9 protein-coding genes and 1 pseudogene are annotated in these 14,086 nt (G+C 68.7%); 4 read left to right on the forward strand and 6 right to left on the reverse strand.

Features of this window, described 5'->3' with window-relative positions:
* Nucleotides 1-412 precede the first annotated feature (412 nt).
* Entirely contained in the window at nucleotides 413-2,710 is a 2,298-nt protein-coding gene (locus JF597_RS29625; protein WP_294002353.1) for an FUSC family protein, read from the forward strand.
* A gap of 285 nt (nucleotides 2,711-2,995) precedes the next feature.
* Here the strand turns inward: JF597_RS29625 and JF597_RS29630 are convergent, their stop codons facing one another.
* Nucleotides 2,996-3,961 carry an alpha/beta hydrolase gene (locus JF597_RS29630; protein WP_294002355.1) on the reverse strand — a complete coding sequence of 322 codons (966 nt, stop codon included), beginning with the start codon at nucleotides 3,959-3,961 and terminating at the stop codon, nucleotides 2,996-2,998.
* A gap of 456 nt (nucleotides 3,962-4,417) precedes the next feature.
* A pseudogene (locus tag JF597_RS29635) lies at nucleotides 4,418-4,575 on the reverse strand (MFS transporter); the annotation flags it as partial.
* Between the two features lie 285 nt (nucleotides 4,576-4,860).
* Between JF597_RS29635 and JF597_RS29640 the strand changes: the two are divergent.
* Nucleotides 4,861-6,183: an epoxide hydrolase family protein gene (locus tag JF597_RS29640; protein WP_294002356.1), complete on the forward strand. Its 1,323-nt coding sequence runs from the start codon at nucleotides 4,861-4,863 to the stop codon at nucleotides 6,181-6,183.
* A 114-nt stretch (nucleotides 6,184-6,297) separates the two neighbouring features.
* Here the strand turns inward: JF597_RS29640 and JF597_RS29645 are convergent, their stop codons facing one another.
* Nucleotides 6,298-8,226, reverse strand: coding sequence for a Tat pathway signal sequence domain protein (locus JF597_RS29645; RefSeq protein WP_294002358.1), 1,929 nt, complete (start codon nucleotides 8,224-8,226; stop codon nucleotides 6,298-6,300).
* A gap of 517 nt (nucleotides 8,227-8,743) precedes the next feature.
* Between JF597_RS29645 and JF597_RS29650 the strand changes: the two genes are divergently transcribed.
* Together JF597_RS29650 and JF597_RS29655 are read left to right on the forward strand one after the other, a co-directional pair.
* Entirely contained in the window at nucleotides 8,744-10,552 is a 1,809-nt protein-coding gene (locus JF597_RS29650) for a DUF5010 domain-containing protein (protein WP_294002438.1), read from the forward strand.
* Between the two features lie 414 nt (nucleotides 10,553-10,966).
* A complete protein-coding gene (locus tag JF597_RS29655) occupies nucleotides 10,967-11,122 on the forward strand; it encodes a hypothetical protein (protein ID WP_294002359.1) in 156 nt (51 codons plus the stop codon).
* A 158-nt stretch (nucleotides 11,123-11,280) separates the two neighbouring features.
* On the opposite strand, the gene JF597_RS29660 is transcribed toward JF597_RS29655, so the two are convergent.
* The 3 genes from JF597_RS29660 to JF597_RS29670 form a co-directional block, all read right to left on the reverse strand.
* Nucleotides 11,281-12,417, reverse strand: a complete 1,137-nt coding sequence (locus JF597_RS29660) for a glycosyltransferase (RefSeq protein WP_294002360.1) — start codon at nucleotides 12,415-12,417, stop codon at nucleotides 11,281-11,283.
* A gap of 62 nt (nucleotides 12,418-12,479) precedes the next feature.
* Nucleotides 12,480-13,013, reverse strand: a complete 534-nt coding sequence (locus tag JF597_RS29665; RefSeq protein WP_294002362.1) for a hypothetical protein — start codon at nucleotides 13,011-13,013, stop codon at nucleotides 12,480-12,482.
* 53 nt (nucleotides 13,014-13,066) lie between these two features.
* On the reverse strand, nucleotides 13,067-13,672 hold the full coding sequence (locus JF597_RS29670) for a Bax inhibitor-1/YccA family protein (protein WP_294002364.1): 606 nt from the start codon (nucleotides 13,670-13,672) through the stop codon (nucleotides 13,067-13,069).
* Between the last annotated feature and the right edge of the window lie 414 nt (nucleotides 13,673-14,086).

Below are 14,086 nucleotides of genomic sequence, written 5' to 3' on the forward strand. Positions count from 1 at the left end.
GACTGTGTACCCGGCATGCATGAGGGGTGCGTCAGGGTGACGGGGGGTGGTGGCGGTGCAGTTGCGACGAGACTAGTCCGCTCTCACAAGTGGGCCGGCAGCCCATGTGAGTCGAGTCCCGATCGCTCAGCGAGACCGGGCGTGGAATCGCCAGGAACCCAATGCCGACAGGACTGGCCACTTGACCGGTCAACGGTATTGAGGAGTTGATCAACTGTCAACGTATCGCACGTCCACTTCGACACCTGTCGTATAGGTATCTCGCTGTCCTTCATATGCACGGATCCGCCGCCTCGTGACGGCACCGCCGGACAACTCGCCCCCAACGGTCAGGAGCGGCGTCGTGATCCTGTGCCATCGTCTCTGCCAGAGGCTCCTGGCCAGGCGGGTGCCCTGTCAGCAGGAGGAGCCGTTGGTACAGACCTCTGCCCCCGGCAGCCGTCTCGGAGCTGCCCTCTCATGGCTTCGCGCACACGACCCGGACCTGGCGGCGACCCGGCGCGCCGGACGCGCCGCCCTGGTGATTCCCAGCCTCTACGCCCTGTGCAGCCAGGTGATCGGCTCGCCCACCGTGGCCACCTTCGCCTCCTTCGCCTCGTTCTCGATGCTGCTGCTCGTGGACTTCAGCGGCCCCATGACCGAGCGCCTGCGCGCACACCTCGGCCTGGCCGTCGCCTGGGCCGTCCTCATCTGCCTGGGCACCCTCGTCGCCCACCAGATCTGGCTCGCGGCCGTCGTCACCGTCGTCATCGCATTCCTCGTGCTGTTCTGCGGAGTCGTCAGCTCCGTCCTGGCAGGCGCGTCCACCGCGATGCTCCTGGCCTTCATCCTCCCGGTGGCCACCCCGGTACCGCTGTCCCAGCTCCCGGAACGACTGGCGGGAGCGGGACTGGCGGCGGCGACCGCCATGCTGGCCATCTCCCTGCTGTGGCCCCGGCCGACGAGGGATCCGCTCGGCGCACCGGCCGCCCGTGTGTGCCGGGCCGCCGCGAGACAGCTGTCGGACGAGGCGGATCTGCCGGCCGGCGCGCCACACGCCCCGGGCAGCCGCTGCCGCGCCACCGCGATCGAGACCACCGCCGCGGCGGACGACCTGAGCACCGTCTTCAACGCCACCCCTTACCGGCCCACGGGACTGTCCGCGGGCTCACGGGCGCTCGTCCGCCTGGTCGACGAACTGACCTGGCTCAGCCGGATCCTCGCCGACAGCACGCCTCCGGCCGCAGGCCGGCCGGCCTGCGACGTGAGCGCACACCAGGTACGGCGGGCCGCCGCCGCGGTACTGGACGAGGCGGCCGCCCTGCTCGACGCCCCGCGCAGCTCGCCCGCGGCGCTGCGCTCCGCCGCGGACCACCTGCGCGCGGCCCTGGACGACATGGAACGCAGCGCCAGCGTCCGGCTTCCCGTGCACGAGGAAGGCACCGGCACGCCCTCCCGGGTGCATCCCGTGATCGGGTTCCTGGATCTGTCGTTCCACGCGCAGAAGGTGGGGTTCGCGACGCTTCAGATCGCGAGCAACGTGGATCGTGCCGCGGCCGCCGAACGTCGTTCCTGGACCGATCGCCTCCTCGGACGTGAACCCGGAGCCGTCACCGAGCCCCTGGCCTCCGCACACGAACGGGCCGCTGCCCATCTCCGGCCCCAGTCCGTGTGGCTGCACAACAGTCTCCGGGGAGCGCTCGGCCTCGGTATCGCGGTCGCCCTCGTCGATCTGACCAGCGTAGAGCGTTCGTTCTGGGTGCTCCTCGGCACCCTGTCGGTGCTGCGTTCGAACGCCCTCAGCACCGGGCAGAACGCCGTCCGCGCGGTCGCCGGCACCGTCGCGGGGTCGTTGATCGGAGCCCTGCTGCTGAAGCTGATCGGGCATCACGGCGCGCTGCTGTGGGTCCTGCTGCCCTTCGCGGTCCTGCTCGCCGGCACCGCCCCTTCCGTCATCTCCTATGCCGCCGGTCAGGCGTCCTTCACCATCACCCTGGTCGTCCTGTTCAACATCGGCATGATCCCGGACTGGCACATCGTGCTGCTGCGGATCCAGGACATCGCCATCGGCTGCGGCGTGAGCCTGCTGGTGGCCCTGTTCTTCTGGCCCCGCGGCGCGACGGCCGCGGTGAACCGGGCGCTCGCCGACGCGTACACCGACGGAGCCCGCTACCTGACCGGCTCGGTGGCCTACGCGCTGGGCCGGTGCGGCACCGGCCCCGCCCCGTCGGCGGATGCCGCTCTGGAGGAGGGCCGTACGGCAGCCGCGTCGGCGCGGCGTCTCGACGACGCCTTCCGCAACTACCTCGCCGAACGCGGCGCGAAGCCGGTGCCGCTCGCCGACATGAGCACCCTGGTCACGGGCGTGGTGGCGCTGCGGCTGGCCGCGGACTCGGTGCTGGGCCTGTGGCAGTGCACCGAGGAGCGGGACACCGAGGCGGACCGGGTGGTGGCGCGGCTCGTCATCCTGAGCGCGGCCGGTCGGGTGAGCCGCTGGTACGGCGACCTGGCGGACGGTCTGATCCGGGCCGCCGCCATTCCGGATCCACTGCCCCGCAATCCCGTGGCCGAGGACCGGCTGGTGGAGTCCCTGCGCCGTGATCTGACCGACGAGCGCGGTCAGGCCACGGCCACGGCGGTCCGCATCATCTGGACGGCCGACCACATCGACACCGCCCGGCGCCTCCAGCCGGGTCTGGTCGAGGCCGCGGCGGCGGACATCGCGTCGTGAGGTCAGCCGGGACCGGTCGTCCTGCGCCGTCGGCCGGGAGTGCACCGCGGCCTGTTCACGGGTGTCCGAGCGGACGGTGAACCATCCCGGTACCGCAGGGATGTCGGCCGGTCCGACTGCCCGATGACGCTGCGCCGGCCCGGCGGCCGGTCACCGGCGCGGAGCCTGCCGCGTCGGCCTCGGCACGGCACACCGCCGCCGGACGCTCCGTGGAGCTCTGGGGCGCAGGCCCGTCCGGCGCGACGGTCACGCCGCGTCGGACGGTCAGGATCAGCGAAGGAGGTATCAGACCGACGGGCTGGACGCGTCGCCGTGCAGGCCCCGTCGGAGCGCGTCGAGCTGTCCGGCGATCATGCGGCGGCTCACCTCCGCGTCGGGGTTCAGTTCGGACACACCGTGGGAGGCGCCCGGGAAGTGGCGCAGCTCTGTGGGCACCCCCGCGGTGATCAGCCGCTGGGCGTACGCGAAGCCCTCGTCGCGCAGCGGATCGAACTCGGCGAGCGCGATATACGTCGGCGGCAGCCCGGCCAGGTCCTCGGCGCGGGCCGGAGCGGCATAGGGGCTGACATCGTCGCCGCGCTTCGTCTTCGTACCGCCGAGATAGCTGTCCCACATCACCTCCGCATTGCGCCGGTTGAACCCGGGAGTGTCGACGAAGGTGTTCATCGAGGGCGTTTCGAGGCGGTCGTCCAACACCGGCAGACCGAGGTACTGCATCGTCAGCCTCGGTCCGTTGCCGTCTCGTGCGGCCAGAGCCACGGCGGCGGCCAGGTTCGCGCCGGCGCTCTCCCCCGCGATGCCGATCCGCTGGGGGTCCACGCCGAGTTCCTCCACGTGCTCGACCATCCATTCGAGAGCGGCGTAGCCGTCCTCCATGCCCGCCGGGAAGGGAACCTCCGGCGCGACGCGGTAGTCCACAGAGACCACCACGGCGCCCACTTCGGCGGCGATCCGGGTGGTCTGGCTCTCGAAGAAGTCGACAAGGCTCAGGATGAAGGCGCCACCGTGCAGGAAGAGCAGGCCGGGCAGCTTCCCCTCGTGGCCGGTCGGCGTGTAGATCCGAACGCGGAAGTCCGGAGCGCCGTGCCGTCCGGGCACGCTGACGTCCCGGATCTCGACCGGCGTCGGCGGCTCGTAGGGCGGAGCCGGCAGGACCGCGCCGGCCGCCCGACTGCCGGCCACGAAGGGATGCAGGGTGCCTGAGCTTCCGGAGTCAACCGGGGCGGCTTCCGTGGCGAGCGGATCGGTCATGGTGCTGCTCCTGTCGTCAAAACGTGGGGGTGGGGCTGTCGGTCAGCTTCCGGACGCGGTGGTGAGGAGATCGGAGCTGTGCTGCGGTCCGGTGAGCCGCGAAGTGTGTGTGAATCAGGTTGTTCCGCGTACGGTGACATCACGACGCGGCACGTGTTCTGATGTCGTGAGAGTCTGCGGCAGACCGCCGCAGGACTCGGCAATCCTCGGAGAGCGGCTCGTCGGATCCTGCCCGGCTGACCGGAACCCGCAGAAGATCCTAAACACATATTACTTGTTCAGTCAATTAAAGGGCCGTCCGTCGGTATCAGGGGACCTGACTGGCGCCCTCCGTCGCGGACTTGACAGCCACGAGCGATTGCCGGGAGGGGCGGGTGCGCAGACCCGTCAGCGAGATCAGAAGACCGGTAAGGGCGATTCCGGTCCCGACCACCCAGGGCGCCCGTCAGCCGTCGACAGCCCGAGCCCGAGGAGCAGGCCCGCCGAGCGCCGCTCGACGAGCACGAGGCGGTCAGCAGCACCACGACGGCAGCGAAGGACAGCAGCGCACGCGGTGCCGTCCAGCCGACCTGCGGTGCCTGCACGACGGTGAAGACGAGCAGCAGCGTTCCCAGGGCGCGTCCACCCGAGCCCATCGACAGAAGCCGCGCGAGTTGCGCACTCACACAGAGAAAGATACCGTTACAGATAGTAATGACCCTTTTGAGTCGCACGAGCGCCTCGGTGCCACGCGAATCCAAGCTCGAAACCGCGAGCTTGGCTCGGTTCACCAGCGGTGAAGCAACTCGCTCAGCGCGAACCCCAGTTCGCGCCCATGAGCAGAAGGCTCATGGAGGAAGCGCGCCCTCCCCCCACACTCCGCAACTCCGAACTCAGGAATGATTGCAGGGAGATCCGTCATGCCCGCATGTCTCAGCTCGTACTCCCGTCGGAAATTCCTCTCCACGTCGGCCGCCGCGGTTTCCGTGGCGGCCACCGGAGCTGTGGGACTGCAAGCCTGGGACGACTCGGGCAAGCCGGCCTCGGCGAGCGAGAGGCAGAGCATCCGCCCTTTCCGCGTGAACATTCCGGAGCAGGACCTGAGGGACCTGCGCCGGCGGATCATGGCGACACGCTGGCCCGACCGTGAGACCGTCAAGGACCAGTCCCAGGGCGTCCAGCTCGCCACGATGAAGGAACTCACCCAGTACTGGGGGACGAAGTACAACTGGCGGAACATCGAGGACACGCTCAACGCCCTGCCGCAGTACATCACCGAGATCGACGGACTGGACATACATTTCATCCACGTCCGCTCCCGCCACGCGAACGCCCTCCCGATCATCCTGACCCACGGCTGGCCCGGCTCCATCCTGGAGTTCCTGAAGGTCATCGGACCGCTCAGTGACCCCACGGCACACGGAGGCCGCGCCGAGGACGCCTTCCACCTCGTCATCCCCTCGATGCCCGGTTACGGCTTCTCCGAGCGGCCGACGACCACCGGGTGGAACCCCGACCGCATCGCGCGCGCCTGGGCCGTGCTGATGGACCGGCTGGGGTACGACCACTACGTCTCCCAGGGCGGCGACTGGGGCGCCGTGGTCTCGGACAAGATGGCGGTGCAGAAGCCCCCGGGGCTGCTCGGCATCCACGTCAACTTCCCCGCCACCGTGCCCCCGGACATCGCGCAGAGGCTTCAATGCGGCTACTCCGCGCCGGCCGGTCTGGACCCCGACGAGCTGGCCGCGTACAACAAGCTCGCCACCTTCTACAAGACCGGCTCCGGCTACTCGGCCATGATGGTCACCCGGCCCCAGACCGAGGGATACGGGCTGACGGACTCCCCCGCCGGACTGGCCGCCTGGATGTACGACAAGTTCGCGGCATGGACGTACAGCGGCGGCCACCCCGAACGCGTACTGACCAAGGACGAGATGCTCAACGACATCACCCTCTACTGGGTGACGAACACCGCGGTCTCCTCGTCCCGGCTCTACTGGGAGAACAACGCCAACAACTTCAACGCCGTGTCGGTGTCTCTCCCTGCCGCCATCACGGTCTTCCCCGGCGAGATCTACCAGGCCCCGCGCAGCTGGGCGTCACGCGCGTACCACGACCTCTTCTACTACCACAAGGTCAGCAGCGGAGGTCACTTCGCGGCCTGGGAGGTCCCAGGCATCTTCACGCAGGAACTCCGGGCCGCGTTCTCGTCTCTGCGTCCGCAGAAAACTGCAGGAAAGTAGGCGAACCGCCCCGAAGACTTGGGCACGCGTCACCCGCCGGCGCGACAGCGGCCGTCGGGTGACGCATCCTCTCGCCCGCCTGAGCGATGGCCGGCCCCGGGGCTGACCCAGACGTCACCCAGCGGGACGACCGACCATCCATGGAAACGGATCGACGTCCCGGCTCCGGTCGTCAACGGCGCCCGCGTACTCGTGACCGCCCACCAGCCAGGGCAGCCCGAGCGAGGTGAGCCCGACGGACAGGCGCTTCGGGTTGTCGACGACCGGCGCGCCCTCGACGTACAGCTTCGTGAACCGGCCGTCGTTGACCACGGCCAGATGCCACCACTTGAGCTCCACCAGGCCGTGACCCCAGTTGGTCGTCGGGTAGGTGTCGTTCGTCGGGTAGTGGTTGAACTGCGGCTCACGGCCGTTGTTCGTAATGGCGAACTGGGCCAGCGGCTCATTGGGGTCGGTGTTCCTGCCGTGCTTGCCGGCGGCACCGGCCGAACCACGGCGGCTGAGGAACGACGCGTTGCCGTTCTTTCCGGCGTCCCAGTCCAGCGGCATCCTGACGAACGCCTCGATGGTGTAGCCGGTCTTGAACGTCTCGGCGTTCAGCGGAGCCTTCGCCCCGGTGGTCAGATACGCGCCGTGAACGGGGTTGCGGCCGCCGACGAACTGGAGGCTGGCGTGGCCGGGCTGGTCGGGGTGATGGTCGGCGGACCAGGTCAGCGCGTCGGCCGCGCTGCCCGGGACATTCACCACCGTCAGGTCGTTGCCCTTGCCCGACAGGTCGTGGATCCGCTGGCCCTCGGCGAGTGCCGTGCCGGGGGCACCCTGCCCGTCGAAGCGCCAGTACGCCAGCGTGCCCTTCACCAGTTCCCGTGCCGCGGGGCGGGCCGGACGCACCGGAACGGGGTCGAAGCCGGAGAACCGCTCCTTGAAGTCGATCGGCACCGAGAAGTTGTCGACCGGGCCGCTGACCCGGGCGAGTTCGGCCGCCAGCTCGTGGCGGGACTCCGGGTCCTGGGCCAGGATCCACGGGTTGATCGTCTCGACGTCGATCGTGTTGCGGACCAGGTCGAAGTGGTAGAGCCGGATCATGCCGCCACCGCCGAAGTAGCGGTTATGGTAGTTGGCGATGTGCATGTGCACGTCGTTGCCGGCGGCGTTCTTCTTGGTGGTACGCCCGGGCGGCCAGTAGTGACCGTTGACGGTCAGGAAGACCTGGTCGTTGTCCTCGACCAGCTTGTCCCAGACCGTCTGGCCGTGGTCGGAGAGCCCGGCGTTGTTCTCCGGGTCCCCGGACTCGTAGGGGAAAACGTTGTCATCGTAGGTCGACCACACCATGTCGTGCGTCGTGATGATCACGGGCATCTTGGGGCGGGCCTTGATGACCTCGTCGGCCCACGCGAAGCCCTGGTCGGTGGTGCGCCAGTCCAGGGCCAGCAGCAGCCAGGAGCGGCCGGCGGCCTGGAAGATGTGCGCGGTGTTGTAGCCGGTCGCGTCCGCCGCGGCGAACGTCTTCGAGTGCTTGAACCGGCGCGGGCCCATGGTCTGCAGGTACGTCGTGTCACCACGGGTGTCGTCGCCGCTCAGGTCGTGGTTTCCGGCCACCACGCTGTACGCGGCGCCGTGCGCGTCCAGCAGGGCGAACGCCCTGTCGACCTGCTCGAACGACGACGGGTCGGCGTCCTGCGTCATGTCACCGAGGTGTGCCATGAACACGATGTTGAGGTCGGGGTTCCCGCTGTTGTCGATGATGTAGCGGAACGACTCCTCCTGCGGCGTCCGGTTGACGCTGTCCTGGCTGCCCCAGTAGAGGAACTGCGTGTCCGGCATGACCGCGACCGTGAACTGGAGGGAGGTCGGATCCGGATTCCACTTGCCGATCCTGCCGGTCTTGGTGGCGTCCGCGGCCGACGCGGGCGACGCACCGATCACGGAGGCCCCGGTCCCTACGACCGCCGCCCCCGCACCGGCCAGTGCGGCATTGCGCAGGAATCCTCGTCGGTTGTGCCCGGTCGGTTCTGCCGTCGGGTTGTCACCGTTGTTACACATGGGAACTCTTTCGGATTGATTGTTCAAGCAACAACGACGCTAAGCAGCGGCGCTTCCGGCCGGGCAGACACGAAATGACAAACGAGGATCAAGTGTCTGTCCAGGACTGAACGCGCAGGTCAAGTCGCGACCGGAAGCCGATCTCCCGGTGAACCGGCGGTGGACGGACGGCTTCGCCGACGCCTGGGAGCGCACACTCGGACCGGCCAGTCGCCGACGGCATGGCAAGATCACATGTGTCTTCCCCGCCATCTGCGCGGCGACGGGCGAGCCCCTTTCCCAGAGGGCGAACCGCCCTCTGGAAACCCACTGTTGAGAGAGCTTGCACACATGGGCATACGTGTTCGGAGCGGCCGGCATCGCAGGAAACTCCTGTCGTCCCTCGCGGTCATGATGACCGCCGCCGGAATCGGCCTGGCGGCCACGCTGACCGGTTCTGCCGGGGCCGCCACGACATCCGTGGTCATCGACACGGGCGGGTCCGTCCTGTCGCCGCGCCGCCGGCAGGACCGGATCGCTGGGCGTCACCTTCGGCTTCGACACCACGACACTGGCCGGTGGCCCTTACGAGAACCAGGGCAGCCAGACCTACAACTTTCCCCTCTATGAGGCGGCCCGGGGCACGACCCCTCAGTTCTGGGACAACTATGTCGAGGAACTGGTGTCCGCCGGCGTCGACTTCGTGGCGGTGGACACGCGAGGGTACATCCCCGGCTCCGCCGTCCCGAACCAGGGCGGAGACCCGCGCGCACTCGCCGGTCTGGTGGACGCGATCAACCGCGGGGGTTACGCGGACAAGCTGAAGATCTCCGCGTTCGACGACATACCGGCGTCCATGACCGACAAGAAGAACCAGGTCAAGCACCATGCCGGCGGCTACTCACCGCTCTTCGACATGGGAGACACGGACGGCTCCGGCGAAGGCGGCTACCAGTACCTGTGGGACAACGACCTGAGGTCGTACTTCCAGACCGTGCCGGACAACCTCCTGTACAAGGTGAGCGGGCAGCCGGTCGTCTATTTCTGGTCCGACAACACTTACGCCTTCACCGACCAGGGCAACGGCAACTCCGCGAGGATGCTGCAGTACGTCCGCTCACAAGCGCAGTCCGAGTTCGGCCAGAACCCCTACTTCGTCGTCGACAACAGCTGGCTGAAGAACGACTCCGCGGTGTCGGCCGTCGCGAACGGGGCGAACAGCTGGTTCGGGGTGCCGAGCCCGTCGTACACCAACCAGACCTTCAACGGCGCGTCCTACGGCGTCGCGGTGCCCGGCTTCCACTTCGTGACGGGCACCACCAACATGGTGATCGACCCGAATCACGGACAGACCCTGGTCAGCAACCTCGAGTCCACCGTCGACGGCGGTAACAAGATCACGTTGGTGGAGGGATTCACCGACTGGCAGGAGGGCGCGGGCCTGTGGCGTACCCGCAACGCGCCGTACGCCACCACACAGCGCGACTACCCGAACCAGAACATCAACATCCTGCGCCGCTACTCGAACACCCCTTTCCCCGACGACATGGTGGTCCAGGCCGAGTCGGCGGACACGGTCAACGACACGACCACGGGCAACCTGTGGAACGTCTACCGCAGCGACGACCTGGACGTACAGCCGGCCACTGACACCGGCGGCGGATGGAACGTCGGCAGTGTCGCCGCGGGCGAATGGCTGCAGTGGAAGGAGGTGCCGATGCAGGGGACCGAGAACCTCACCGTCCGCGTCGCCACGCCGAACAGCGGCGCCCAGATCCGCTTCGTCGTCGACGGTGTCGCCGGGCCCGTCGTCGACGTGCCCGACACCGGCGGCTGGCAGACCTGGCAGACCGTGGACGCGGGCTCCTTCCAGTTCTCGTCGGGGACGTACCACACCGTGCAGCTCCAGCAGGTGACGGGCGGCGAGAACATCAACTGGTGGGGGGCCAAGCGGGCTGCCGAGCCGACCGGACGGATCGTGGGCTACGGCGGCAAGTGCGTCGACGACGCCGGAGCGAGCACGGCCAATGGCACCGCCATCCAACTGGGCACGTGCGACGGCAGCGCGGCGCAGACCTGGACCAGGGCGGCCGACGGCAGCCTCAAGGTGCTGGGCAAGTGCATGGACGTCACCGGCGCCGGCACGGCGAAGGGGACGAAGGTACAGCTCTACACCTGCAACGGCACCGGATCCCAGCGCTGGCAGCCGGGAACCTCCGGCACACTGGTCAACCCGCAGTCGGGGCGCTGCCTCGACGCGACGGGCCCGAGTTCGGCCGACGGAACTCGTCTGCAGATCTGGGACTGTGCCGCCAGCGCCAACCAGAAGTGGACGCTTCCGAACTGACACACCGACGCCGGCGGCCCTGTCGTGGGATGTCGGCAGACATCACGACAGGGCCGCCGGCGCTGTGGCTGACGTGAGCCCGGGGGAGGCGTACGCCACGGCGCGTAGGAAGGCCCGCACCACCACAGAAAGGGCGGGACACCAGTCCCCCACCCGCTGTCCGTTTGTGGCCGGACGGCAAGAGCCCTTCATTCAGGAAACGAAGCAGCGCCTCGCCAGGTTCACTTGCGCGGGTACCCAGTCCGAGGCCGCGGGATACGGGGCCGACATCACGTCCGCCCGCGTGACACGTACCGTCACGAGTCCTCCGCGAGATATGTACCTCATCTGCACCTCGTAAGGTATGCACTCACGCGTGGCAGCGCCGACCACCGGTGTCTGCCCGACCCCCGCCACTGGAAGAAGAGGGCAGCCATGGTGTCGGAGAGCGAGTTGACGGAACAGGCACGTCTCACCCACGAGGCACATGTCGAGGCCTGCAGGTCCTGCAAGACCAACAACAAGCCGTGCCAGGCGGCGAAACTCCTCAGACTCGAGTACAACAACCTGCTGAGATCGACGAGGCGTTGACACCGCCCACCGCTGCGGCCTGAGGTCCGTCGGCGCCTTCGGCATTCCCTGAGGCAGCGGCTGCGTGGCGCCGCGCCAGTACTCGACGGGCGGCCGCCGTCCGTGGTGCTGCCGGCAAGAGGGCGGGGTGGGCCGTGCCGGCCATGTCCCGCCGCCGGTCACCCGGCCGCGGCGACGAGTTCCTCGGCCACCTGGGACGCGGACGGCATCGCCGCTATCTCCTCGCGCAACCGGTGCGCTTCCTTGGCGTAGACGGGATCGGACAGCACCAGCCCGACCGCGGCCGTGACGGCTTCCGGGGACGCCTCGTCCATGGGCAGGGCCCGTCCGGCTCCCGAGGCCTCCAGGCGGTGGGCCTGGCGCAGCTGACCGGGGGTGCTCGGTGCGACGACGGCGGGGACACCGCGCGCCGCCGCGCCGAACGTGGTGCCCGAGCCACCGTGGTGCACGACGACCGACACCCCGTCGAGCAACTCCGCGGCGGGCAGGAAGCCGACCAGTTCCACCCGGTCCGGATCCAGCCCGAAGCCGTCGACGGACGCGTCTCCCGACGCCGTCGCCACCAGGTCGACGTCCAGCGTACTGAGCGATCTGAGCAGCGAACCGAGCTTCTCCGGCTCCCGCTTGGAGGTGCTGAAACTGACCAGCACCCGAGGCCGGCCGGTCAGCGCCGCTCGCCGTGCGCGCGGGGTCCCCTCGGGAGCCTGATGGGGCTCGGGCCGCAGCGCCCTGTGTTCCATTCCCGGCAATGTGCCGTCGCGGCGCAGGCTGGGCGGACAGAGGTCCAGCAGCCAACGTCCGGAGGGCGCGTGGGCCGGCGGTTCGATGCCGCGTTCCAGATAGCGGGAGCGCGCGCTGGCGGCCAGGGCGTCCAGTACGTCCGGTTCCAGCGCCGGGTCGATGGCCATCACCGCCGACGGCAGGTCGAGCGCCGTGGCGACGAACTGCCCCACGTAGTCGCAGTGTTCCGAAACGATCACATGGGGCGCCCACTGTCTCGTGCCGACGAGGGCCTCGTCCACACTGAGGTCGAGGCGAGCGCCGGCGAAGTACTCACCGACGAATGCCGGCGATCCCACCCCGGCCCCGCGGGTCCGGCGGACCGCCTCGGCGACCATGACCTCCTGCGACGGGCCGACGGGAATCAGGGCGAATCCCTCGGACTCGACCGGGCGCGCGAGCTGCGCGGCCGCGGCGAAGGCGACGGTATGTCCCTGCTTCCGCAGTGCCCGCGCCAGGGGCAGCATCGGCAGGACATGCCCCAGCATGGGGGTGCTGAACATGAGAATGCGCATACGCGAACGCTACTACATTGTTGCACGGTCAAGCATTTTGGGTGGCTCGACCCGCCCTGCCGTCAGGCGACCGACACGACCTGCACGGAACCTGCACCTGATTTAACAGAACCCAGCAGAATATCGAAGAAGAAATTCTCCTCCGGGCGCATGCTCAGTGTCACGGTTTGACCAGGAGTGACCTCAGAGGCCGGAGAAATACGCCGGTCCCCTTCATGCCGCCCGCTCACCATGGCGACCTTCACGGGGTTGCGGCCGATATTCCGCAGGGTCACGGCCGTCGTCCGGGGGCACTTGCCGAGCGTGCCTTTCGTGCAATTGAACCGGAGGTCACCGAACGCGGTCGTGCCGCACGAGACCTCGTACCGCCGATCGGACAGCGACGTGCATACGGTGCCCGCCTCGACCGCCACCGGTATGTCCCGCTGGGGCGCGGCATCGGAGGAGGTGTGCGCGGCCATCGCCGCGAGGACGGCCGCGGTCGCGAGCACGGCGGCCGCGGCACCCATCAGGAGCCCGCTGACGATCCGCAGACGGGCGTCCTCCTCGGTCGAGCGCAGAACCACCGCCGTCGCGGTCCGGAATATCCGAATCACGCGTCAAGAACGATTTTCAGCTTAGCCGATCCCGATTCTCCCGGGAGTCCGCGTCAGACGTCCTCCGCGGGAACGAGCGTGATCAGCCGCAAGGTCTCGACATAGAGCCACACCAGTGTCAGGGTCACCCCGAAGGCCGCAGCCCACGATTCCTGCCGGGGAGCGCCGTGGGTGATGCCGTACTCGACCTGTTTGAAGCAGACGGCGATGAACGGCGTGGCCACGACGATGCCCATGACTCCGAAGGTGACACCGCCGAACACACTGCGAAAGCCCAGGCCTTCGGCACCGAGGAACGGGGCGAGCAGGACATCGGCCACGATCAGCATGATCACACCCAGTACGGCGGCACAGACGAAGCCGTGCCCCCGGTCGGGCATACGTATCCAGCGGGCCGGGTAGGCCACCAGCACGCCCGCGAAGGCGGCCATCGTCCCCAGGACCAGCTGGACGAAGACTCCGGAGACATACGTCGAGGCCGTTTCGGACAGCACACCCAGGAACACGCCCTGAGCCATCCCGTACCCGAGGGTCAGGACGGCGGAGGGACGGCTCAAGCGGCACTGGAGCAACACCAGAACCGCGACGACGACAGCGGCACCGCCCGCGAGGACGCAGGCCCGGCCCGATTCGCCGACGGCACCGGCGACAAGGCCCACGACAGGACCGCCGTCACCACCGTCAGACCGAACACCGTCGTCGCTCGCGCCACCACCGCCTTCATCGTCATGAGGTCGGCGACGAGCCACGACAAGGGTGTGGCGTCCGCAACGTCCGCCCCATGACCGGCCCGGACCCGGTGCCGCACGAGGACTGCCTGGGCCGACGGGTCCATCGCCGCCGTCTTGCGACCGCTCTGACGTCTGAACCCCCTGCTCAGAAGCACCGGGTTACTACTTTTCAACGCGAGCCCTTCGACGGACGGTACGGCAACATCGACACCGGCCGACCGGTTCGGAAACCGGTCGCGGGATGCGGGACCCAGTGGGGCGGCCGCCGAAGCGCATTCGGCTGCGACGGCCGCCCCGGTCCGCCGCGGGGGTGGGGCGGCGGGAGCTTGTCACTCAGGAGAG

Origin of the sequence: Streptomyces sp., assembly GCF_019510245.1 — a bacterium.
In the GTDB taxonomy this organism is placed as follows: Bacteria; Actinomycetota; Actinomycetes; order Streptomycetales; family Streptomycetaceae; genus Streptomyces.

Excerpts from the sequence above, each read along its gene's own strand:
- JF597_RS29630 (WP_294002355.1), bottom strand. The coding sequence starts at position 3,961 with ATGACCGATCCGCTCGCCACGGAAGCCGCCCCGGTTGACTCCGGAAGC.
- JF597_RS29640 (WP_294002356.1), top strand. The coding sequence starts at position 4,861 with ATGCCCGCATGTCTCAGCTCGTACTCCCGTCGGAAATTCCTCTCCACG.
- JF597_RS29645 (WP_294002358.1), bottom strand. The coding sequence starts at position 8,226 with ATGTGTAACAACGGTGACAACCCGACGGCAGAACCGACCGGGCACAAC.
- JF597_RS29655 (WP_294002359.1), top strand. The coding sequence starts at position 10,967 with ATGGTGTCGGAGAGCGAGTTGACGGAACAGGCACGTCTCACCCACGAG.
- JF597_RS29660 (WP_294002360.1), bottom strand. The coding sequence starts at position 12,417 with ATGCGCATTCTCATGTTCAGCACCCCCATGCTGGGGCATGTCCTGCCG.